The sequence below is a fragment of the Nostoc sp. JL31 genome (assembly GCF_017114965.1).
In the GTDB taxonomy this organism is placed as follows: Bacteria; Cyanobacteriota; Cyanobacteriia; order Cyanobacteriales; family Nostocaceae; genus Nostoc; species Nostoc punctiforme_A.
Genome location: NZ_JABXKO010000043.1, coordinates 15,676 through 38,033, shown reverse-complemented (window position 1 = coordinate 38,033; position 22,358 = coordinate 15,676). Strand labels below are relative to the sequence as shown.

General features: G+C 42.0%; 26 protein-coding genes and 1 tRNA gene. 9 read left to right on the top strand and 18 right to left on the bottom strand.

Annotated elements, in window-relative coordinates; all coding sequences use genetic code 11:
• Window positions 1-8: 8 nt before the first annotated feature.
• From HWQ43_RS10235 to HWQ43_RS10225, 3 genes are all read left to right on the top strand, one after another.
• Window positions 9-80: transfer RNA gene (locus HWQ43_RS10235), tRNA-Gly, on the top strand.
• A 686-nt stretch (window positions 81-766) separates the two neighbouring features.
• Window positions 767-1,174, top strand: a complete 408-nt coding sequence (locus tag HWQ43_RS10230; protein ID WP_094348002.1) for a hypothetical protein — start codon at window positions 767-769, stop codon at window positions 1,172-1,174.
• 4 nt (window positions 1,175-1,178) lie between these two features.
• Window positions 1,179-2,441 carry a glutamate-5-semialdehyde dehydrogenase gene (locus tag HWQ43_RS10225; RefSeq protein WP_292732637.1) on the top strand — a complete coding sequence of 421 codons (1,263 nt, stop codon included), beginning with the start codon at window positions 1,179-1,181 and terminating at the stop codon, window positions 2,439-2,441.
• Between the two features lie 68 nt (window positions 2,442-2,509).
• Here HWQ43_RS10225 and HWQ43_RS10220 read toward each other — a convergent pair whose 3' ends face one another.
• Both HWQ43_RS10220 and HWQ43_RS10215 read right to left on the bottom strand, forming a co-directional pair.
• Window positions 2,510-2,773 carry a hypothetical protein gene (locus HWQ43_RS10220; protein ID WP_292732635.1) on the bottom strand — a complete coding sequence of 88 codons (264 nt, stop codon included), beginning with the start codon at window positions 2,771-2,773 and terminating at the stop codon, window positions 2,510-2,512.
• Window positions 2,774-2,789: 16 nt separating this feature from the next.
• Window positions 2,790-2,996, bottom strand: coding sequence for a hypothetical protein (locus HWQ43_RS10215; RefSeq protein ID WP_292732633.1), 207 nt, complete (start codon window positions 2,994-2,996; stop codon window positions 2,790-2,792).
• Window positions 2,997-3,237: 241 nt separating this feature from the next.
• Between HWQ43_RS10215 and HWQ43_RS10210 the strand changes: the two genes are divergently transcribed.
• On the top strand, window positions 3,238-4,809 hold the full coding sequence (locus HWQ43_RS10210) for an alkaline phosphatase (protein ID WP_292732631.1): 1,572 nt from the start codon (window positions 3,238-3,240) through the stop codon (window positions 4,807-4,809).
• Between the two features lie 620 nt (window positions 4,810-5,429).
• Window positions 5,430-6,281 carry a universal stress protein gene (locus HWQ43_RS10205; protein WP_099102675.1) on the top strand — a complete coding sequence of 284 codons (852 nt, stop codon included), beginning with the start codon at window positions 5,430-5,432 and terminating at the stop codon, window positions 6,279-6,281.
• Between the two features lie 147 nt (window positions 6,282-6,428).
• Here HWQ43_RS10205 and psbM read toward each other — a convergent pair whose 3' ends face one another.
• From psbM to HWQ43_RS10180, 5 genes are all read right to left on the bottom strand, one after another.
• Window positions 6,429-6,545: a photosystem II reaction center protein PsbM gene (gene psbM / locus HWQ43_RS10200; RefSeq protein WP_084227279.1), complete on the bottom strand. Its 117-nt coding sequence runs from the start codon at window positions 6,543-6,545 to the stop codon at window positions 6,429-6,431.
• A 195-nt stretch (window positions 6,546-6,740) separates the two neighbouring features.
• Window positions 6,741-7,037: a 2Fe-2S iron-sulfur cluster-binding protein gene (locus HWQ43_RS10195; protein ID WP_292732627.1), complete on the bottom strand. Its 297-nt coding sequence runs from the start codon at window positions 7,035-7,037 to the stop codon at window positions 6,741-6,743.
• Between the two features lie 186 nt (window positions 7,038-7,223).
• Entirely contained in the window at window positions 7,224-7,361 is a 138-nt protein-coding gene (locus HWQ43_RS10190) for a photosystem II reaction center protein K (RefSeq protein ID WP_006195022.1), read from the bottom strand.
• A gap of 78 nt (window positions 7,362-7,439) precedes the next feature.
• Entirely contained in the window at window positions 7,440-8,588 is a 1,149-nt protein-coding gene (tgt, locus tag HWQ43_RS10185) for a tRNA guanosine(34) transglycosylase Tgt (RefSeq protein ID WP_292732625.1), read from the bottom strand.
• 320 nt (window positions 8,589-8,908) lie between these two features.
• A complete protein-coding gene (locus tag HWQ43_RS10180) occupies window positions 8,909-9,361 on the bottom strand; it encodes a hypothetical protein (RefSeq protein WP_094347994.1) in 453 nt (150 codons plus the stop codon).
• A 377-nt stretch (window positions 9,362-9,738) separates the two neighbouring features.
• Between HWQ43_RS10180 and cobS the strand changes: the two genes are divergently transcribed.
• Complete coding sequence (gene cobS / locus HWQ43_RS10175; RefSeq protein ID WP_292732622.1) at window positions 9,739-10,512, top strand: adenosylcobinamide-GDP ribazoletransferase; 774 nt, start codon at window positions 9,739-9,741, stop codon at window positions 10,510-10,512.
• 93 nt (window positions 10,513-10,605) lie between these two features.
• Here the strand turns inward: cobS and HWQ43_RS10170 are convergent, their stop codons facing one another.
• The 3 genes from HWQ43_RS10170 to HWQ43_RS10160 all read right to left on the bottom strand — a co-directional run bounded on the left by HWQ43_RS10170 (window position 10,606) and on the right by HWQ43_RS10160 (window position 12,368).
• Entirely contained in the window at window positions 10,606-11,061 is a 456-nt protein-coding gene (locus HWQ43_RS10170) for a PPC domain-containing protein (RefSeq protein ID WP_292732620.1), read from the bottom strand.
• 86 nt (window positions 11,062-11,147) lie between these two features.
• Complete coding sequence (locus HWQ43_RS10165) at window positions 11,148-11,825, bottom strand: ComF family protein (RefSeq protein WP_292732618.1); 678 nt, start codon at window positions 11,823-11,825, stop codon at window positions 11,148-11,150.
• Between the two features lie 51 nt (window positions 11,826-11,876).
• The gene (locus tag HWQ43_RS10160) at window positions 11,877-12,368 is read right to left on the bottom strand and encodes a GNAT family N-acetyltransferase (protein ID WP_292732616.1); all 492 of its coding nucleotides are present in this window, start codon (window positions 12,366-12,368) and stop codon (window positions 11,877-11,879) included.
• 638 nt (window positions 12,369-13,006) lie between these two features.
• Here HWQ43_RS10160 and HWQ43_RS10155 point away from each other — a divergent pair.
• Together HWQ43_RS10155 and HWQ43_RS10150 are read left to right on the top strand one after the other, a co-directional pair.
• Entirely contained in the window at window positions 13,007-13,261 is a 255-nt protein-coding gene (locus tag HWQ43_RS10155; RefSeq protein WP_292732614.1) for a hypothetical protein, read from the top strand.
• 2 nt (window positions 13,262-13,263) lie between these two features.
• Window positions 13,264-14,112 (top strand): alpha/beta hydrolase, encoded by an 849-nt coding sequence (locus HWQ43_RS10150; RefSeq protein WP_292732612.1) that lies wholly within the window; start codon window positions 13,264-13,266, stop codon window positions 14,110-14,112.
• Between the two features lie 179 nt (window positions 14,113-14,291).
• Here HWQ43_RS10150 and HWQ43_RS10145 read toward each other — a convergent pair whose 3' ends face one another.
• The 5 genes from HWQ43_RS10145 to carA form a co-directional block, all read right to left on the bottom strand.
• A complete protein-coding gene (locus tag HWQ43_RS10145; RefSeq protein ID WP_194044900.1) occupies window positions 14,292-14,594 on the bottom strand; it encodes a DUF1816 domain-containing protein in 303 nt (100 codons plus the stop codon).
• Between the two features lie 86 nt (window positions 14,595-14,680).
• Window positions 14,681-15,862, bottom strand: a complete 1,182-nt coding sequence (gene rlmB, locus HWQ43_RS10140) for a 23S rRNA (guanosine(2251)-2'-O)-methyltransferase RlmB (RefSeq protein ID WP_292732608.1) — start codon at window positions 15,860-15,862, stop codon at window positions 14,681-14,683.
• A 101-nt stretch (window positions 15,863-15,963) separates the two neighbouring features.
• Entirely contained in the window at window positions 15,964-16,434 is a 471-nt protein-coding gene (locus HWQ43_RS10135; RefSeq protein ID WP_292732606.1) for a ribonuclease III domain-containing protein, read from the bottom strand.
• A gap of 580 nt (window positions 16,435-17,014) precedes the next feature.
• On the bottom strand, window positions 17,015-17,380 hold the full coding sequence (locus tag HWQ43_RS10130; protein ID WP_292732652.1) for an STAS domain-containing protein: 366 nt from the start codon (window positions 17,378-17,380) through the stop codon (window positions 17,015-17,017).
• Window positions 17,381-17,570: 190 nt separating this feature from the next.
• On the bottom strand, window positions 17,571-18,734 hold the full coding sequence (gene carA, locus HWQ43_RS10125) for a glutamine-hydrolyzing carbamoyl-phosphate synthase small subunit (RefSeq protein ID WP_292732650.1): 1,164 nt from the start codon (window positions 18,732-18,734) through the stop codon (window positions 17,571-17,573).
• 229 nt (window positions 18,735-18,963) lie between these two features.
• On the opposite strand from carA, the gene HWQ43_RS10120 reads away from it, so the two are divergent.
• Window positions 18,964-20,007 carry a retropepsin-like aspartic protease gene (locus HWQ43_RS10120; protein ID WP_292732604.1) on the top strand — a complete coding sequence of 348 codons (1,044 nt, stop codon included), beginning with the start codon at window positions 18,964-18,966 and terminating at the stop codon, window positions 20,005-20,007.
• Here HWQ43_RS10120 and trpD read toward each other — a convergent pair.
• The 3 genes from trpD to HWQ43_RS10105 all read right to left on the bottom strand — a co-directional run bounded on the left by trpD (window position 19,937) and on the right by HWQ43_RS10105 (window position 22,353).
• Complete coding sequence (gene trpD / locus HWQ43_RS10115) at window positions 19,937-21,004, bottom strand: anthranilate phosphoribosyltransferase (protein ID WP_292732602.1); 1,068 nt, start codon at window positions 21,002-21,004, stop codon at window positions 19,937-19,939. The two genes, HWQ43_RS10120 and trpD, sit on opposite strands and share 71 nt — an antisense overlap.
• Window positions 21,005-21,085: 81 nt before the next feature.
• On the bottom strand, window positions 21,086-21,967 hold the full coding sequence (locus tag HWQ43_RS10110; RefSeq protein WP_292732648.1) for a DNA adenine methylase: 882 nt from the start codon (window positions 21,965-21,967) through the stop codon (window positions 21,086-21,088).
• A gap of 17 nt (window positions 21,968-21,984) precedes the next feature.
• Window positions 21,985-22,353 carry a hypothetical protein gene (locus tag HWQ43_RS10105; protein WP_292732600.1) on the bottom strand — a complete coding sequence of 123 codons (369 nt, stop codon included), beginning with the start codon at window positions 22,351-22,353 and terminating at the stop codon, window positions 21,985-21,987.
• Between the last annotated feature and the right edge of the window lie 5 nt (window positions 22,354-22,358).

Genomic DNA, 22,358 nt, shown 5'->3' with positions numbered 1-22,358 from the left:
TGATGATTGCGGGTATAGCTCAGTGGTAGAGCGTCACCTTGCCAAGGTGAATGTCGCGCGTTCGAATCGCGTTACCCGCTTCCAACTAAAACCTCTTGAATTTAACAATTCCAAGAGGTTTAGTGTTTTTAGGGTGCGTTGAAGTGTTCGTATATTAGCTCTGCGCTCTTGTAAACTGCCCAGATGTGGACAGGTGAGTAAAAACTAGCCACAGTCTATAATATATGGACAAAGAGTTACACACTACAATAGATATTTTAGTAATTCCTGCTCTGTAAACACTTGTGAACTCCAAGGAATAGATATTGGACATAATGCCGATCTAACCTTGAGAACTGATAGTAATATATAGTGACAGTGACCCAAAGAGAAATTAGCGGGTTTGTAGATGTATGTTGTTTACGAGCGCGTAGCCTTCCCAAAGGATTTGCTTTAGGAGTGGTTGCCACCTATGCTTAAAATTGTACCAGGTGTGTCAGCATAATAAATCCCCAAAAACGCAACCACATTACCTTGAAAGCGACAGATGAAGAGAAGGAAATTTTTAAACAAGATCGCCAGCTACGGGGAAAAATTACAAATAGATAACTCCGTACTGATTTGGCAATTAGTAGAATATTTAAAGTTAGCTGCATCTACTGTTAATAATCAGGGCAATGTTTGCATCACCTTTTTATGTATATAAAGACAGAAGCCTTTAAGGTGTTTACCAAGGCATTATATTCTCGTAGTTCGTGTAAAACACGCTCAAGTTATTAGAACGCTTGTGCAATCTCAAAAACCCGAAAAAATCGATTTCAATACCGAATACCCCTGTCCCTGTCGTCGACGGGGTCAGCTAATTCCGATTACGCTAACAGAAGCATTTGGTTGCGATCGCTGTCAGCAAATCTTTGTTGTAGAAGATAATGGTCATGTCCTAGAACAGCTTTCCACCACCTATCCCTACAAACGGGCTTGGCGTTGGATGGGAAATAGTTGGCATGTTGTCCATCCCCGCTTGGGAGAAAGCTATCTGCCTATAGCGCTGGGCATTATTTTCGTGCTAGTGATTATATGGCTGCCATTAGCACTGCGATTGGCAAATGGTTCCAGCATTATTGCTTGGGCAATGGTGGCGGTGCTATTGGCTATCTTACCAGCACTAATGGTCTGGCTTACCTACAGACGTTAACTCAATGACTGTTGAATTGGATGACCACCCCGAACCGATTACTAGTGCCCAACGAGCCTATCAAGCTTCCCTAAAGTTGGCGCTCACAAAGGGAGTAGACCGAAGTCGTGCAGTATTGGCAATGGCAAAGGCGATTGAGCGCTCATTTGACGACATTCTAGAAGCCAATACCTTGGATTTAGAAGCCAGTCGGGAAATGGCAGTGCCTGAGTTGATATTGGACTGGCTGAAGCTGACTCCCACCAGGCTAGAGATGACAGTAGACATTTTAAAACGGTTGGGAGAATTATCAGATCCGCTGCGGCGCGTTAGAACCGCTGATTATCAACTGGAAGATTCCCAGAGTTATACGCAGTTAATGCCCTTGGGAGTGATTGGATTTATTTATGAGGCGTTTCCCGATTTAGGGGCGATCGCAGCGGGTTTTTGTATCAAAACTGGCAATTGTATAATTCTCAAAGGCAGTACCGAAGCTAGCCATTCCAACGCCGCCATCGCTGAAGCACTGCAAAATGCGATCGCAGAAGTTGGACTAGCTCCGGGCTGTCTAGAACTGATCACAGCAGAACATGGGGCTTCAGTTCGGGATCTAGTCACCCAAGACCAGTACGTGAATTTAGTGATTCCCTACGGACGTTCTAGCTTAGTGCAGCAGGTAGTCCGACAGTCAACTTGCCCAGTATTAAAGTCGGCGATGGGTAACTGTTACCTCTACTGGTCGCTGAATAGTAGCTTAGAAATGGTGCGCTTGATGATTCTTAATAGCCATCAAAGTGAACCCGATCAAGTCAACGCCATTGAAAAAGTACTAATTCATCGTCAAGCCTTGCCATCATCTTTAGCTGTCTTGTGGAACAGCTTGATGGAAAAAGGCTTTGAAATTAAAGGAGATGCAGAACTAGTCCAAGCCTTTCCTCAGTTGCAGCTGGTAAAAGAAAGCGAATGGGGAAACCCTTATTTAACGAGGACAGTAGCTTTTAAACTGGTGGATAGCTTAGAGGCTGCGATCGCCTGGATTAATGAATACAGCAGTGGTCATGCTGACTCCATCGTGACTGAATCCTACCAGGAAAGTCGGCAGTTTGCTTTAGGAGTTAACAGTGCCTCTACCTACATCAACACTTCCCCGCGTTTTTCCCGCAACCCTTCGCGGGGAGATTCAGTATTTCTCGGTATGTCTAATCAAAAAGGTCATCGCCGGGGATTTATCAGCCTGGAAACATTGACCACCGTTAAGCACATTGTTCAGGGAAATGGTAGGTTTTAAATAATTCGTAATTTATCCAGTAGAATTCTGAATTTTAAAGTAAAACTATCTTAAATCACCGTGAAAAATTAAATTCCCCACACCTCAACGGTGCTGTCTCCACTCCAAATAAATAGTCTCTGTCCATCTGAGCTAATTGCAAGACGAGTAATTGACGATGAATGACTTGTGAGACTACAAAGTTCATGTCCTGTCCGAATGTTCCACACTTTAATGGTTCCATTTTCTCGACTACAACTAAGTAAAAAGTATTGATCGCAACTGACAGTAATTACAGGCATATAGCCTGAAAGACTTAAGGTGTAAATTACTTGTTGTGTTTGCCAATACAATATTTTATATTTTTGGTCAAAGTCTTTTTCTTGAGTTACTAAAACTTGCGAATTTGAATAGATAAAATTCTGAGTTTTTTAAAGCTTCAATAATCAAGTCTAAGCCAGCTTCCCCATACTCAAAAGCATCTAGAAGGGCATCAATTTTTTGTTCAACCTTTCCATACGCCAGCAATTGCTTAACTCTTTCAATCCCTCCCAAAACTGTATTGTTAACTGTCATAAATTCTTTACTATTTTGGTGTTGGGTCTAAATCTTCCACAAATTTCTCCTAGTTTCAATAATCCCCTAATTCAATTTTAAACTTAACAAAATCTTAATTTCTACTTGATCCTGGGTTGCTAGGTTCCTTGTGTTTGGTTGAGCAGAAATTAGGAAACAAGTCAAATCAAGCCATTATTTGTGCTTTTGGCAATTGATCCTCCTGAATGCCAACTGTATTTACATCTGGGAAGGGGTGAATATGGAACTTATGGATGGTACACGCCTGCTAGCAAATCGGTGCAAACGGCGGAATTTTTTGTTGGGTGCAGGATTCTTAACAGGGTTAACAATCGCTAGCCAATGGCATCCGGTATTGGCTAACTCAAGGTTTTCTAGCTATCCGTTCAGTCTTGGTGTTGCCTCTGGCGATCCTTTGCCGGATGGTGTTGTTATCTGGACACGACTGGCTCCCAATCCACTCTCTGGAGGTGGAATGCCACTGGTAAATGTTCCAGTGCGGTGGCAAGTTGCCCTTGATGAAAACATGAAACAGGTTGTGCGGCGAGGAACAGTACTAGCGACACCAGAGTTAGCACACTCAGTCCACGTTGATGTCCGTGGGCTAAACCCTGACCGTTGGTATTGGTATCAATTTCAAGCAGGTAAGGAAGTTAGCCCCATTGGACGGACTCGTACAGCACCAGCATTTTATAGCTATACCCAACAACTGAACTTTGCTTTTGTCTCCTGTCAAGACTGGCAAAATGGCTACTATACGGCTTATCGGCATTTAGCTGAGGAAAATCTCGACCTTGTGATTCATCTGGGTGATTACATCTACGAATACGGGCCACAATCTGGTGGGCCGCGCCAGCATAATAGTCCAGAAATTATCACTCTTAAAGACTACCGCGATCGCCACGCCCTATACAAAACTGACCCAAATCTTCAAGCTGCTCATGCGGCTTTTCCCTGGATTGTCACTTGGGACGATCATGAAGTTGACAACAACTACGCCAACTTAATCCCGGAAGATAACCAAACCCAAGAGGCTTTTAGAAAACGGCGAGCCAATGCTTACCAAGCTTACTACGAACACATGCCTCTACGTCAGTCTTCATTGCCCAAGGGCCCAGACGCGCTGCTTTATCGGCGGTTGACTTTCGGTAATTTAGCTGAGTTCAATGTGCTAGACACGAGGCAGTATCGCACTAACCAACCTTGTGATGATGGACTTAAGCCTAGCTGTCCCCAAGCTTTTGATACAAATGCTACGATGACAGGCTCAGAGCAAGAACAGTGGCTACGAAAAGGGTTAGACCAATCGCGATCGCGCTGGAATGTGATTGCTCAACAGACCATGTTAGCCGAGTACAATTTCAATAGTAGTCCAGGTGTCGGTGTCTTCAATGTGGATCAGTGGGACGGTTACGTGGCTGCACGTAATCGACTTTTGAGTTTTCTAAATCAGCGCCAACCCTCTAATCCAGTGGTAATTACTGGAGACATCCATTCTAGTTGGGTACACGACCTAAAGCTTGACTTTAATAATCCAAACTCACCGACGGTAGGTACTGAGTTCGTAGGAACTTCAATTACCTCTAACTTTCCCACCTCATTCATCGCTCCATCTCAAGCAGCCCTAATTAATAATCCCCATACTAAGTTCTTTGACGGTGCTTACCGAGGATACGTCCGCTGCAACCTGACTCCAAAACGCTGGCAAAGTGACTACCGCGTTGTATCAAGCATCGTTGACTTGAATGCCTCAGTAAAAACCCTAGCTTCCTTTGTAGTCCAAAACGGACAACCAGGGGCACATCTAAATTAAGCAAATCTCACAAGTCATCAAACAAACCCTCCAAATATAATCTGGAGGGTTTCAATATAGTCTTAAATATGATTTCGACTATTAGAATATCCGAATTTGGATGTTGTTATCCCGCATTTTGCAAGTGTTCGGATATAGCAATCCTATCTGATTTACCAAAACTGCAAAACACTTAAAAAAGCAGAGAATATGGGAAAATCAGGAATAATGTAGACTATCCAAGTCGAGAAGCGATCGCCTATTAAAGGTTATACTGAATCAATTTTCCTTTAGAGTTATTTTGGCATTTATTTGCAATACTTAACTAACTTCTAATTAACAAAAGTAAACATAGATTAAAAATAATAACTAACATCATAATTTATTAAGTTCATCAGACTAAATTGAGAGTATGCTGAATAGTTGAAGTCTAGTTGAAAGTTTAAGTGACTAAGTGCAAACAAACTTAAACATTTGTTTAGTTTTTTATCCTTTGCCATTTGTTTGAGTGTTAAATACTAAAAAATAAAGTTTATTTGTGCCAACTTACTAACTAGGCTGTCAAACAAGGTGGTGAAAATCCGACCAAAGCCAAGTACCAACAGCGAAAACAAAAGTAAACTTCACAAAAATTACGTAAGATGATAAGAAGAATTTTGCTGGCTGTATCGGGATTGGGACACGCAGAAGAAATGCTCAAAACCCTGAAAGAAATCCCTTCAATTCAATCTGCAAAAGTTACGATTTTGCATGTTGTTCAAGCACAAAATGCTGCTACTACCATGACAACTAAATGGGAAAATGGGGGTAAAATTCTGGCGAATGCTATTCAAACTTTGAACTTAGATCCTAGCCAAGTTTCTTCAATTTTGCGTGAAGGCGATCCCAAAGATGTGGTTTGCCAAGTAGCTGATGAAATCGACGCTGACTTGATTATTATGGGTTCACGCGGACTGAAGCGACTGCAATCGATTTTATCGAACTCAGTCAGTCAGTATGTTTTTCAGCTATCTTCTCGCCCCATGCTACTGGTAAAAGATGACATTTATGTTAAAAGAATTAAGCGAGTTATGGTGGCAATAGATAACTCTGACTCAGCAAAAAATTGCTTGAAATTGGCACTGTTTTTACTCCGGGATATTCCGGGTGGTGAGTTAATATTGGCAAATATTAGTACAGATTTAGGCGGTAAAAAATCGGAAATAACCAAGGTTAACTCAGACAAAAATCCAGTTCTAGCAGCTGCTGTTGCAGAAGCTGAAAAACTAGGGATTCAATCTCGTTCTTATATCAGCAGTGGCAAACCTGGTGAAGAAATTTGTCGATTGGCAGAAGAGTTGAATATAGACTTATTATTACTCGGTTCTCCAGATCGTCGTCCATCGATCGCTAAGAGTTTTGTTGATATAGATCGGCTCATCGGATCTTCCTTGTCTGACTATGTTCGAGTCAATGCCACTTGTCCGGTATTATTGGCGCGGACAATCGCTTAAAGTAAACAGTGCTGAGTATAATAATTGTTGTCATCGAATAGTAAAGTAAGACTTGTGTTGTCTTTACTATTCAGCGCTAAGTTGCTGGTTGATAAATAAAAACCCCTACACTATTGGTGCAGGGGTTATTTATTTATGCACAAACTCTTAACTATCTTTTCCACCTTCGCGGCTAGCAGTTTGGATGTAAAGAATTAGTAAAAACACGGCGGGGACTAGTACGAACAAAATGCTCGCTATGAACCCCAGGTCATTAACTTGCATGGCAAGAAAGCCTCTCTTTAATTTCCAGTCAACAACATTAGGATAGCATCATCTATGACACAGTTATACCAATTCAAAATTCAAAATTCAAAATTTAAAATGTCCGCATAGCATCTCGTAGAGAGGAAACTTAATTTTGGTAAGTATTTTGACTACTGACTGGATACAAATTGAAGCAATGGTAGATTTGAGAACTTAAGGCTTCGTGACTACGCTGACTGAGCCATTCACTAAAGTTTGACAGGCAAGACGGTAATTGTCCGGCTTTTTTTTGAATTTCCGGTTTTCTACATCTGTGCGGGGGGAAAGATTTTCTAGTCCTTCGACTATCTCCACAACACAAGTACCACACTGACCATTACCACCGCAATTGGTCATTTTGCCAATCAACGTATATATGTCAATACCATTTTGTATCGCCTTGAGTCGAAGATTAGCACCATCTGCCGCCACTACCTCTTTATTTTCTTTAACGAATTTGATATTACCCATAACTGATTGCTCCTTGACTGTAAGCTTGGCTTTCAAGGCTTCATATTGACATAGCTTGTATTAACATCTTATTTATTATAATAATTCATTGCAAAATATTAATAAATATTAACTTTATCAAATACGATGCTACAAAAAAATAGGACAGGTGCTCTACCTGTCCTATAAATTGAACAATAGATTAACTTATCTAAATCCCACGGCTGCTTGCCAAACGAAAGCAAGCAACAAGAAGAATACCGGGATGACTGGGAGAACGTCTACCAAAGGATCGAAAATTTGGTAAGCTTCTGGCAGTTTTGCTAATAAAAGTGCTGCTTCCATGTTTGTTTAAATCCACCTATCCAACACAGCTTTCATAATTGAGAGATATCTTAACATGATTTGAGTCTCAATCATTGGTCAATAGTCATTTGTAATTTCACCCTCATCTGATGCTGATTCAGATGAGTTGAGCCAGTGACCAAATTCTGCAACAAAGCGATCGCTCAATATTGCTTCTCTAATTTTTTGCGTAAAGCGAATTAGTTCGGTAATGTTGTGAATGCTCAACAAGGTATAAGCTAAAATTTCCTGCGATCGCACCAAATGAGATATGTAAGCACGGCTAAAATTTTGACAAGTGTAGCACGGGCAAGTTTCATCTAATGGCGTAAAATCTTCACGAAACTTAGCATTTTTTAAATTCCAGCGTCCGCCTTGGACTATCGCTGTACCATGTCTTGCCCAACGGGTGGGAATGACGCAATCAAATAAATCTATACCAGATGCGATCGCGATCGCCATTTCCCGGTAAGTACCCACACCCATTAAGTAACGCGGCTTTTCGGGGGGTAAAAGCGGTGCTGTCACTTTTACAATCTCAGCCATTAATTCTGGCGGTTCTCCCACACTCACGCCACCAATGGCATATCCGGGCAAATCCAACTTAGCCAAAGCTTCCGCTGCACGGCAACGCAAATCCAAATACACGCCCCCTTGCACAATCCCAAACAACGCCTGATCGCTGCGTTGATGAGCTGTTATACAGCGTTCTAACCACCGGTAAGTGCGCTCAGTTGCAGTTTCTACCTCTTGGCGAGTAGCTGGGTAGGGCGGACACTCATCAAAGGCCATAATCACATCGGCCCCCAAAGTATTTTGAATCTCAATGGATAGCTCTGGTGTTAAGTTAATAATTCGTCCATCATGGGGCGAGCGAAAAGTTACGCCTTCTTCAGTAATTTTTCGCATCTCGCTTAAGCTAAAGACCTGAAACCCACCCGAATCTGTCAGCATTGGGCCGTTCCAACCCATAAATTTATGCAACCCACCACCCCCAGCCACGATCGCTTCGCCTGGTTGTAGGTGAAGATGATAAGTATTGGATAATATCATTTGCGCCCCAGTCTCTCGTAGCTGCGCTGGGGTAATAGTTTTGACATTAGCCAGTGTTCCTACTGGCATAAATCTAGGAGTTTCTACAAGACCGTGAGGGGTGAAAAACACTCCTGCTCTAGCTTTGGTTTGGCTACAGCAAGCAAGACATTGAAAAGAAAAATTCGCACTCATGCCATTTTGGATTTTAGATTTTAGATTTTGGATTGTGAAACACTAATAGGTAAAGAGTTTCAGAAATCCATAACTAGTACCACGCGGCAAAAATAAACCTATCATTCAAAACAGCCAGAAAGCCCAAAATGAAAGCTTTTTGACTTTTGCCTTGCGGTACTAGTAGCCATAAAACCAAATGGTATTAGGGCAAAATTAATATTATTTGGCTAAATTATGGACAAACATAAAAACTGGTAATTGAGTTTTAGTGAACACTTAAGCATTCATTACTAACTTAGTTACCAACTTTACGAGTATATACTCTAAATAATTGTTATTTAGAAAGAATCAGAACAGTCATCGTCAATTTCTGCATCCCACCTAGCTGAGAGTACTTGTTCCATCATCGCTTCTATGGCGCTGACATTGAAACTTCGCTCTCGTCGCTCTTGTAAAGGTGTCGAACGGGGAATTAACCGCAGACACACTCCTTCTTGCATCAAATCGAAGTAGGTTTCTTGTTGCGACGACTGTTTTAGTTCCAAGTAATCAAAACTACAAACATTCAGATATAGCGCGCGGTTAGCCACTAAGGTAGACCTTTGCGGATTGGCAAAAACTTCCATCACATCCCCTTCACCCTCGCTCAGTACCTTATCTTCTTGGGTGTAGATGTAGTGGACTCGACCTAAATCTGCCAGCAATCGCCGGATGTCGAGCTTATTCACAATGATGCCCGTGTTAATAATGCACGGAGCTGGTATCCTGGTGTCGGGTAGATGGTGACTCATAGGAAAATAGCGATTGAGCTAAGGAGAGCAATAACATAGCTAAACTGTCATAATTGAATAGCTTGTTTACTCCCTACATTTAAAAAAATATCAATTTTGTGGGGCAATCGTCTAATAATTTGGAGTAAGTTTTTAGTTAACGAATATAAAACACAAATTTTGCTCCCTGATGGAATTTTGGCTTCCTAATTTACTCGTTTTTTGTATAAAAAACTACTCAAAATTATTTATTTACCACTTAGACCAGCATAACAAAATTTTCAACGAGAATGTTTAATAGAAGTAAATCTTATTTAAAGTTTTAAAGTCTACTGATGGCGGTTGTACCGAAATTATGACTATTGTCCAGCAATTTACCAAAAATTAATGTAATTCAGATGAGGAAACAGCAACAGTGGTGGAAAAAGCTGCTGTTAAAGCTGGCAGCTAGTATCATATTTTACAGTAGTATTCCACTGCCGTATTTAAATGGATTGGACTTTCGGGGGGTAGCACATCTTGCTTCGCTTGTAGGAATGATAATCGGGGGAATTTTAGGGTTTCTAGATACGGGGATGGATTATCTGGGGATGCCCGTGTTAACTCGTAGTGCTTTGGTAGTAAGTGTTTGGATTGGTATAACTGGAGGATTACACTTAGATGGGGCAATGGATACTGCCGATGGTTTGGCAGTAGGGGACCCAGATCGGCGACTGGAGGTGATGGCTGATAGTGCCACAGGTGCCTTTGGAGCAATGGCTGCGATCGCCTTGGTGATACTCAAAATAACAGCTTTGACGGATATGCCAGAAAACCGTTGTTTATTGCTGATGGCTGCTTGTGGCTGGGGACGTTGGGGACAACAACTAGCGATCGCGCGATATCCTTATCTGAAAGTAACTGGTAAAGGCGCATTTCACAAACAAGCCATTCGTTCTTACAAAGATTTATTACCGGGATTGTTGTTGTTGTTTAGTTTGAGTGGTTTACTTTGGCTAATAGATAAACAGCAGCTATTTCTCGCACTGACAATGATAGTTGTTGGAAGTGCGATCGCCACTTTAACTGGTGCATGGTTCAACCACAAACTAGGTGGACACACAGGAGATACTTACGGCGCAGTCGTTGAGTGGACTGAAGCCTTATTTCTCTGCGTATTGACCATTTTTTAAGAAATGGGGAGCAGGGGAGCAGTAAGTCTTTCCCGTCTGCATCTTTGCCTCTTCCTATCCCCAATGACAAATGACAAATGACAAATGACTACTTCATTTAATCGGTTGCAACTTTGTCACTTTGAGTTTAAAAGCCCCAACCCCAGTTTCCCCAAAAGACCGGACACGAATAACATAATTCCCTGTCTCTACGATGCGAGTAAATAGTAAGGAATTGCTACTACCATCAGGGCCATCATCATTTTCTGCCAGAGTCGAACCATCAGGTGCCAGCAGTGTGATGATACTGTCAAAGTTTTCCGATGACAGGTCAACTGCTAAATTATCGCCCTTCTGCAACTTCACTGTGTAATCACGGGCAAACCCACCTTGACCTGTGGGAATGTCTTTGTCTGACAGGCTATCAGAAAGTTCAGTGCTGTTAGATAAAGGTATTGGACTATACAATTTATTTTGAGCAAAAGCTACACTGGTACTAATGCCTATTGCCAGCAATGTGGCAGGAATGATGATGAGTTGTTTTAAACCTGCCGCAAAAACTTTATTCATACATTTCAAGCAATTTTTCTACAAAAATAGGGTAATTCTGTCAATTTATGCACTTATCTGTCAAAGCTTGCCCATTACTTCTTAATTTATCCGTCTTTGACGGCAGTGGCTACAGCAACTAATCCTAAGACCACAATTCCATACTGACGAAGTGTTTGCACAGCAGACCTGGCAGTAGCACCAGTAGTATAAATATCGTCCACTAACAGCACTGGGGCATTTGGAGGACGATGGCGAAATTCTTGCCCAATAGCAAAAGCTTGGTTCAAGTTTTTTTCTCGTTTAGATACCGACAAACCAAACTGCGCTTCAGTTTCTCGCACTCTTGCTAAACCGTTTCGTTTCAATTTCAATCCAGTTATTTCGCAGAAGCTTTGTGCTATCAGTGCGGCTTGATTGTATTTACGTTGCTTTTGTTTGCTAGCGTGAAGTGGGATAGGAACTACTACAGGCTGCCTATCTCGCATCGGTGAATTTAACAACCATGCTTCTCCTAACCATTGACCCAAAGGACGAGCTATTTGGGGTTGATTTTCGTATTTCATTGCTGCGATCGCTCGTTTCACCGGGCCACCATATTCCCCCCAGCCAAACACTGGTATAGGCTGTTGCCATAGAGAAATCGGGTCTTTACGTTGACATTTTTGCAGTTGTCTGGTGCAATTCTGACAGAATTCTTGGGAAGTTGCGCGTTGACATAGGGGACAATGGGATTGGAGAAAAAGATTGAGTAAGCCTGTGAGATTTTTAATCCAAGTGTGCATTTAGAATTGTCCTTTGTCATTAGTCATCACTCATTAGTCTTTGACCAATGACTAATAACCATTGACCAATGACTTAACATACACGCGATCGCACCTTGTGGTTTCTACTCCCGTTGCTGGAGTGTAGCCATTGCTTTCATACAGCTTGACTGCTTCCACCAAAACACTGGCGGTTTCAATCCAAATTTGTTGAAAACCACGCTTTGCGATCGCTGCTTCTAGCTGTTGTAACAAATATTTCCCTAATCCTAAACCCCTGATGCTGGGCAAAAGATACATTTTGCGGATTTCTACAGCTTTTTCACCTCGGTGTATGGGGTAGTATGCTCCAGTACCTACTAACTGGCTTTGGTGTTCAATTACCCAAAACTCTCCCCCAGTAGCTAAATAACATTCCTCTACTCGCAGCACATCTTGGTCAGCACCCTTGGGTTCCCAAGCCAGACCGTATTCTGATAATACATAACTGATGACTTCAGCGGCTCTTGTGCGATCGCTTTTCACCCAATCACGAATTAAAAAATCTTGATAATAGTTTTTCATTACCATTTGCTGGTCAAGTTTACACAGAAAAATTTTCCGCATCTATATCCCAATTTACCCAGCAAATAGCAATTCTTGCAGAGTCTATTTCAAGCTGTACTGTCAAGGTGTGAATTGTGTCAGTGCTGAGAAAAGTCATCTTTAACAAAGAAATCGGCTCTACATCTACCTACATTATCAATGCACAACAAGGTGTATTCTTGCCAGCTATTACTGATTGACACATTGTTTATGACCTTAGTCTGTCAAGAATGGTATATAACAGCACCTATATTGTGCGATTTATCACATCCTATTTTCAGAATTCACAGAACACTTTTATACAGTCGAGTGCATTCTTGTGTCCTGATTGCAGCCCCTGTAACCAGAAAGAGTTGATTAGACCTTGCAAGACTTTTGCGCCTGGACGGTTGAAGCCAAAGAACGGGTCGCTAGCAAGATCCTTATATTGAGAGCAATATGACAACTGCTTAAAAGCGATCGCCCATATTGAGTCTCTAATGTTTGTAAATCTTATAGTAGCGAATTGCCAAGTGCTAACTTCAGTGGATTATCTACAGAAGCTTGACTATAACTGAACATTAGAACACTTCGCCGTCAGCCGTATGACACAATTAGAAGAATAAAATGAAACTACTATGACAAAAAGGCTAAACCGGATTGAAGCAATCCTAGAACGGACAGCACAAATGGCTAAAGCGAATATGGGCACTATAGAAGCGGATACATACGCGATTGCCCAACTACGCTCAACCGTAAATTCCTTGTTGCAGCTATGTAACTTTGAAGCGATTGTCACTAAACTCAGAGAAATCAGATTGGAAATTAGATGGTTGAGAACTAAAAATCAACTTATTTTAGAACATTTGTTCTGTAGAGAGGAGAACGGCTAGTAATGAGCGATCGCCACACCATAACTGCTGCACGTCTCAATGTCTACATCCAAGGTCAAGGATTTCCCATTTTGGGCTTACATGGTCATCCTGGTACTGGTCGTAGTCTTTCTGTCTTTACCAATCATTTATCAAAACGCTACAAAACTTTTGCCCCTGATTTACGCGGATACGGCAAAAGTCGCTACAACAGCAATTTTGACATGAATGACCATTTGACTGATTTAGAAGCTTTGCTAGACCGTTTTCAGATTGAAAAGTGCCTAGTATTGGGGTGGTCACTTGGAGGCATTTTGGCAATGGAGATGGCATTACGTTTGCCAGAGCGCGTTACTGGGCTAATTTTGGTGGCCACAGCTGCAAAACCCCGTGGCAGTCATCCGACCATCGCTTGGCAGGATAATTTATATACTGGCGTTGCTGCCCTATTGAACTATATAAAACCGAGTTGGCAATGGAATATTGAAACTTTTGGTAAGCGATCACTTTTCCGCTATTTAATCCAACAACATACATCTATTGCTTACAATTACATCGCCAAGGAAGCAGTACCAGCTTATTTACAAACTTCTCCTGCTGCTACTCGCGCTCTCTATAGTGCAATTCAATCAGGATACAATCGAGTTTTAGATTTGCAACAAATACAATGTCCCAGTTTAGTACTTGCTGGTGAACAAGACCGCCACATCACATCTGATTCCAGCTTACAAACTGCTCAACACCTCAACAATTCTCAGTGGCAGTGCTATCCCAACACCGCCCATCTTTTTCCGTGGGAAGTTCCCCAGCAGGTGCTAAATGATATTGACCATTGGCTGGAAGAACATCCGCAGGTAATTGGTAGTCAATAGTCTAAATATTTAATATTTTTTTATAAATATTAAATATTTAGACTATTGACGAAGAAGAAAAGGAGAGGGAAGATGTGGTGACGCGATGAGTGAAAAAGACGCAATAACCCCCCGTAAAAGGATTTTCTGTGTCTTTACGTCTTTGCATCAGAGCCTTCCTTTTTCTTCTCTGGCCTAACTTAAATTTGACCGCCAAAGGCAGGCTGTACTTTGCGGTCAAATCTTTCCCCCAAGTCGTCAGCAATTGTTAAGTTACTAGGTTTGCAGCGCTTGACATTCACAATAATTCCCTGCGCTCCTTCGATCTCCAAATCTTCTATGTATCCTTTGCTTGCTAATGTTGCATCAGAAGAACTTAGAAATGGCCCGAAGTAATACGTGCAACGGGGATTCTGCGTCACAATCTCTACCCACCAAGCCAAGCCGATGTAGTCGAATGTGTTAATTAACACTTCCTTGAGGTTATGCCAAATGGTTTTCATGGTTTTAGCCGATTTCTAAACGTCTACAGGGTGTTAAACGATATGCTGCTTTATTATCTTTTACATTTCTTTATACTCTGTTACTGTTATTTTTTCAAAGAGAATTTTTGCAATTTATCTAAGTGCAGAGTATTTAGCGATCGCTGACGATAAATCTCATAAAGCGCCATACCCGCTGCTACAGAAGCATTCAGGCTGGGAGTCTTACCCTGTAGAGGAATCGATACTAAAAAATCACAAGAGCGTTGAGTTAACATACCCAGACCTTCACCTTCTGAGCCGATTACCAAAACGATTGGGCCAGTGAAATTGACTGTATGCAAAGGTTCGCTGCCACTTGCAGCAGTACCGTAAATCCAAAAGCCAGCTTCTTTTAATTCTTCTAAGGAACGGCTAAGGTTGACAACTCTAGCTACAGCAAAATTTTCTAAAGCACCTGCTGCCACTTTCATAACGGTGGAAGTGATCCCAGATGCCCTTCTTTGAGGAATCACCAATCCTTGAGCGCCTATTGCTTCGGCAGTGCGAATAATTGCTCCCAAGTTGTGGGGATCGGTAATTCCGTCAGCCACGACAATGACAGCATCGGTTACAGATTTGCACTGCTCAATTAGATCGGGCAATTCGATGTAAGCGTAGGGAGCAATTTGTGCTGCCACACCTTGGTGATTAGCGCCGTTGGTGAGATAGTCTAAACGCTTGGGTTCAACCTCATCAATAACTGTGCCATTTTCCTTTGCTTGCAAGAGGAAATGGTGAAAGCTGGGATCGTATCGCAGACGGGTAGTAATCCAGAGACGGTTGAGATTGCGCTGATTTTGCAATGCACTCAATACTGGATGACGACCGTAGATGAGATCGTTATCTTCTTCTGTCGGTTGTGTAGATACAGACGGTTGGGAGAAACTGCTATTTCGTTGTCGAGAGTTGCTATAACTGGGGTTGCTATCTATTTTCCTGGGATTGCGATTCGGATTAACAACAGAGATAGTGTTGCCATCTACTTTTCTGGGATTGCGAGTTGGATTCTCAACAGAGATGGGGTTGCTATCTACTTTCCTGGGATTGCGAGTCGGATTTGCAACAGAGATGGGGTTGCTATCTATTTTTCTGGGATTGCGAGTCGGATTTGCAACAGAGATGGGGTTGCTATCTACTTTTCTGGGATTGCGAGTCGGATTAGTTACAACACGCTTACCTTTAATTTTTACGGGTTGTCTCCGATTGGGTTCGTTAGAAGTCTTGACTTTTTTGGGTTTATCCTGCATTTGAGTTATCGATATAGCGTATGGTTGATTGTTCCGATTACCTCAATTTTTTGAACCTAATCTAGTGTTGTGGCTACTGCGAAATTGAGTTTTCACTCTTTTTATAGATGAAGTATTTGCAACAGTTCGGTTAGACGTTGGTAATCGGTGATATATAAGTAGCCTATTAAAGTTTCTAGACTAGTTGCCTGTTGATAAATTTCGGGATTAAGTCGCTTAGGGCGTCCTGTTGCGGCGTTTCTACCCCGTCGGACAATTTCTAATTCGGTATCCCTGAGATGAGGAATTAGCGATCGCAAATGTAGCGCTTGTGTTTCTGCTCTTACCTGCTCCACTACCAGACGATGGTAAATTCCTGACCGCTGCAATGGCAGCAGATAGAACATTCTAACATACAACTCATAAATTGCATCCCCTAAATATGCTAAAGCACTAGGAGAAATTTGTTGCACTTGTGAGAGGGAAATCTGTTGGAATGGCCCTGTGGTTGCCAAGAGTGCTTCAGTCCAAGACAAGCTCTGTTTGGGAGTTTCATCTTGTCCATCTAATAGCTCTTCCTCCTGTGACTTCACAAATAAATCATTCCTTGACGGGCTACATTGGGCAGGCATTCTTCGCAAAGACTGATTTTTCTGAAGTATGTCATGATAGTATACTTAGCATAATCAATACTATCAAAGTTACTTCCTAATTTCATCTTTTTGATTGAGAGTTGGCATTTTAAATCACCCTGATGTCAACATCTATAAACCAAATTTCGTCTACTTCTTGTGGTCTGCGCCTAAGATAGGGTAATATTTTGACATCAAATTCACCCTTGTACTTGGTAGCATTGCCATACTTACTGAGTAAACGACAACTTTTAACTATACAGCATCGAGTCAAGTCTATCTATAAACAAATCTGCTGGCTTTGTATTTCTTACAAATATCTCAGACTTGATTATTTATCCAATATTCTAGCCAACGATTACATACCCAAAAATTGGGTGTCTATATCTTTAAGTTATTACTCAACTTTAAACATAATAGCTCAACTGGCTTGATCCCTCTCCCACAAGGAGAGAGGTTTTCTGCCAGAATTTTTAAAAATTAAGCTATCCGATATTGAATCTGGATAGCAAAATTTAACTCTCAGATCGAGCAATCAAGACTACTTGACGTTTTCTAGAGCGTCTTCAACTGATTTTTGCAGGGAGAGAAACTTCTCTAGGCGAACAAGCTTGACCGTTTGAGTTACGCGGGCATTTGTAACAATTTGCAAAGTGCCATCGGAAGTTTGAGCCTGCTTGGCTAGCTGCACCAGAGCACCCAAGCCAGAGCTATCAACAAAATCAATTTGTGAGAGATCCAAAATAATGTGCTTAGGACCCTCGTCTATCTTGCTGCCAAGTGTCTTGCGAAATGTCGGCTCAGAAAAAGCATCTAACAAACCTGTGAGGCGGAATAGCTGACAGTTATCCCGGACTTCACGAGTGCCCCTCAGGCTAACGGTTAGATTCAGTGGCTCAGCAATAATTCCCTCCTCATGAGTTAAAGTGAACGCTCAAGTATAGATGGTTTTTGAGCAAGTTGTCTACAATCTGCTGGAATAGGGGATTGGGCACAAGAGGCAGAAGGGCAGGGGGAAGGGTGCAGAGGGGAGGAATTTTCTCCCTGCTCTCTGCTCCCTGCTCCCTGCTCCCCTGCTTCTTCCCCATTCTCCATTTTTACCTCACCTCTGCCACGGCTTGACGTGCTGTTCGCATAGCTTGAACAAATTGCTCAAACAAGTAATCCGCATCGTGTGGGCCAGGACTAGCTTCTGGGTGATACTGTACGGAGAACACAGGTAGAGATTTGTGCCGTACCCCGGCAATGGTGCGATCATTTAAGTTTAGGTGGCTAATTTCCACAACTGCTGTAGGTAAAGAATCTGGGTCAATAGCAAAACTATGGTTTTGGCTAGTAATTTCTACCCGTTGTTGTAAACCGGCAGGCTGATTCAAACCACGATGACCAAATTTGAGTTTATAGGTTTCTGCTCCTAGCGCATGACCTAAAATTTGGTGTCCCATACAAATACCAAAGATGGGTTTTTCACTTAACAGGAGTGCTTTGGCAGTTGCAATCCCTTCAGTGACGGCAGCTGGGTCACCAGGCCCATTAGAAAGAAACACACCATCTGGATTGTAGTTGAGGATTTCCTCTGGTGGTGTATCAGCAGGTACAACAATTACCCGGCAACCATAACTGACTAAGCGACGTAAAATATTACGTTTAATGCCAAAGTCAAGGGCAACAACGGTAAAGGCTTCCCCAAGATTTTCCCCAGCCTCAGAGTTAAATTCCCAAGCTGGAATTGTGGGATCGGACCATTCATAAGCCGTTGAGGTGGTGACTTCACGAACCAGATTCAATCCTGCCATGTTGGGGGCTGCCTGTACCTGCTCTAACAATTCCGCTTCATCGAGAATGGCTGTGGAAATACCACCGTTCATCGCTCCGAACATCCGAATTTTGCGGGTGAGGGCGCGGGTGTCGATGCCGTAAATCCCTGGTACTTGGTTTTGTTTGAGGTAGTCAGGTAAAGATTGTGTCGATCGCCAGTTACTTGGACGGTGACAAATATTGCGGGCGATCGCACCCCGCACTTGGGGCCCATCTGATTCTTCATCTTCAAGATTAACGCCAGTATTCCCCAATTCAGGATAGGTAAAAATCACAATCTGACCGCGGTAACTAGGATCGGTCAGGACTTCTTGATAGCCGGTCATGCCAGTGTTGAACACCACTTCTCCGATCGCGGTTCCTGTCGCACCGAAAGACCAACCGCGATAAGTGGTTCCATCTGCTAGGACAAGTAAAGCTGGTATGGAGTCAGTCAGGGGCATAGGTGATAGGATTGGGGATTGGGCATGGGGCATTGAAAAGAGGCAGAGGGGCGGGGGGCAGAGGGGAAAACTCTTCTCCCTGTTCCCTGCTCCCTATTCCTTAATACTGCGATTGTTAATTATCCCATGAGTTGAGCAATTGGGAGTTTTTAAGATAGTTAATTAAAATTAAAAGGGAATTAAAGTAGCGGGAGTGGATTTGGCAAAGCTTGGGCAGTTAAAATTAATTATGCTTCAGTCTTTTTTATCCCGTGCAACCCTAATTTTTGTATCAAGCACTCTAGCGGTTTTGTGCGTTGCCTGTAGTGAAGACAAACAGAACACCGCTACTGGTGGCGATGAACAACCTACGCCAATTGGGGATCTAGCACCAGTCCAGCCTAGCGTTGAACCAGTAAGACCAGCAGCTAGCCCAGAAGCGCAGCCGCTAGATCCGTTTGAAAGTGAACCAAGTCTTTTTGAGATGGGACGAGACAAAGCTGTTGGCGCTTGGAGTATCAGCCAATCGGCTCAATCTCCAGGTGATTGGAAATTGGTGGCGAGTCAGTATCAGGATGCGATCGCGCTAATGCAACAAATACGGCGAAAAAGCCCAGAATTTGCGATCGCTCAAACCAAAATCACGGAATATCGCCGCCAAGTTAAATATGCCCAACAGCAAGCTAATCCTCGTCCTGTTGGAGTTAGAGAACCTCAGAAAATAGTAGTTGTTGTTCCCCAGAGAGAAACCACACCAAAGTTCACTTTACCTCCTATAGAAAAAACAAAACCGTTATCACCAAAGCCAGGTTTGCCGTCATCAGCAGTGGTGATTCCCGATGAAGCAGTATTTACAGCGCCGATAAAAAGGCGAATTGGTGGCACGCCAATTGTGGAAGTCACTTTCAATGGCCAGCAACAATTTGAGATGATTGTCGATACGGGAGCAAGTGGCACTGTCATCACCCAAGAGATGGCTAATGCTTTGGGAATCGTCACAGTGGGAAAAGCTAAGGCAAACACCGCGAGTTCCAGAGCGGTAGAATTTCCTGTGGGCTATGTGAATTCGATGGCAGTTGGCGGGGTAATAGTGAATAAAATACCAGTAGCGATCGCAGGTGCGGAACTAGAAACTGGACTTTTAGGACATGACTTTTTTGGCAACTACGATGTCACCATTAAGCGTAATGTCGTAGAGTTTCGCCCGCAATTGCGATCGCAAATCAATTCCCCAGAAACTCAACTAACTGCTCCAACTTCGTCCAAGCAGCCCCACTTTGTAGGATATCCTTAGCGATTTTAATCCCCTCGGCGTGATCGAGGAATGCGATCGTACCCGCTACTTGCAGCGCCAACGACGCATTCAACGCTACAGCATCCTGTTGCGCCTGAGTTCCCTTACCTTGGAGTACAGCCTTGAGAATCTCCGCATTCTCTTGAACATCTCCACCCCGAAGCATACCTATGGAAGCAGGCGTTAAATCTAAATCTAGGGGATTAATAGTAGTTAACTGTACTTCTCCGTCTGATAAAACCGCCAAGTCAGTTTCATCTCCTAACCCAGCCTCATCAAGTTTTTCTCGCCCGTGCAGCACAATCGCCTTTTCCTTGCCCAAATTCTGTAAAGCTTCGGCAACAGTTGCCAAAAGCTTAGGAGTAAATAAGCCCACTACCTGCCCAGTTGGACGCAAGGGATTTACTAACGGCCCGAGCAAATTAAAAATTGTTCGCACTTTCAAAGTCCGCCGTAATGACGCAACCGCCTTGAGCGCTGGATGCCAACCAGGAGCAAACAAAAAAGTGATCCCGACTTCTTGTAGTGCTGCTTGTACTTTTTCACTAGAGGCACTCAAGTTTACACCCAAGGCTTCCAATACATCTGCACTTCCTGTGAGACTTGATGCTGAACGATTGCCGTGTTTAGCAACGGGTACGCCAGATGCAGCGGCAACAAAAGCAACCGCTGTAGAAATATTAAAGGTTGATGACCCATCTCCACCAGTGCCACAGGTATCTATTACAGTGCTAAGTGTTGATTTCTGAATGCTGAGTGGCGAACATTGAGATTGTAATACTTCAGCCATACCAGTCAACTCGTCGGCAGAAATGCCTCTAAAGTTCAGTGCTGTTAATATAGCCCCTGATAACTCTGGGGGAACCGCTTCGCTGAGCCAACCTTGCATCAATTCAGCAGATTGAGTGCGAGACAATGATTGTCCATCTATTAATTGTTGCAGCAGAATATACCAGCTAGCAGAGAATTCTTGAGCAGGGATTGGGGAAGTTGTCATAGCTAAGGTTTGTGTGTTGTAGCTATATTGAGAGCTATGGGAGTTATACTACCGGAAAATTGGAAGCTATCAAAGTTAGATTTAAATCTCAAGGCTTAATTGCAAAGCTGGATTAGCAAGGTTTTGATTTGGTGCTTTATTTTCCAAATAAAGTTTAACTTCGTAATTAGTAATGAATAACTCTTTTCCTTTAGCCGCACCACTCTGCTTATAGTTATTCATCCCATACTGTAATTCCCATTCGGAAATATTAGCCCATTGAAAATTTTCTCGAATTTGCTGTGAGTTGTCGTAGGTAATTAACCAACGATGATGACATTTTTGCAAAAGTTCAGCAAATCTTTGATGTTCAAAAGAAGTGTGCAAGTCACCGTCTTTACCATATAGTTTTGATTTTGTAGCACTAAAATACGGTGGATCTAAAAATATAAATACATCTTCTCCTTCTGATTTTAATAGATGGCTATAATCTAAATTAGTAATTTTGACGTTTTTTGATAAGATATTTTCTAACTTTTCTAGCCGTTCTATTGAAGAATCAGTAAATCTTTTATGGAAAGCTTGTTCAGAAAAACCGCCTGATTCTACAGTTCCTGAAAAAGTAATTCTATTGAGTACGAAAAAGCGAACTGCTCTTTCTAAATTAGATAAATTATTGACATCTACACTAGTTAAATCTCTAAAGAGTAATTTGCCATCTGTATATTTGATTTTAATATGTCGAATTTCTTTAACTAACTGAGCTATATCAGATTGGGCAAATTTCCAGAATAAAAAGAGTTCGCGGTTTAAATCGTTAATCCAAATCTTGATATCAGGAAACTTTTGCCTTAAATAAATAAATACAGAACCACCACCTACAAAAGGCTCTCGAAATTCTGAAAAGCTCTCTGGTAAGTATTCAGCTATCTGATTTATTGCTTTTGACTTACCACCAGGATAACGGAGAGGGCTTTTGATCATAACCAACATTATAATGTTTAAAAATTACTGGATACTTCTATTTTAAGTTTATGATTGTTTTGAGCTTCTAAAGCCAATTTTTTTATAATTGCTTTTTGATTTGTATTAAAAATTTTAATATTAACTTCTAAAAAGTATTCTAGGTCTTCTAGAGATGCATCTGGAAAAACAATAGAACCAACAATGTTGTTGCCAGTAAGCTTTAATTTGGTAACAAATAACACTGGCTCATCGTTCAATATTAAAGAATCTAAATTAGAAAATAAAATTAGCTTGAATAAACCATCTTGAATATCAGAGAGTTTTGGCAAGGATGCTTTTGAAGTATTTTTTGACTCTTGTATAATATACGTATTGTTCTCGAATATTATCTCATCAGGAGTCAAATAGT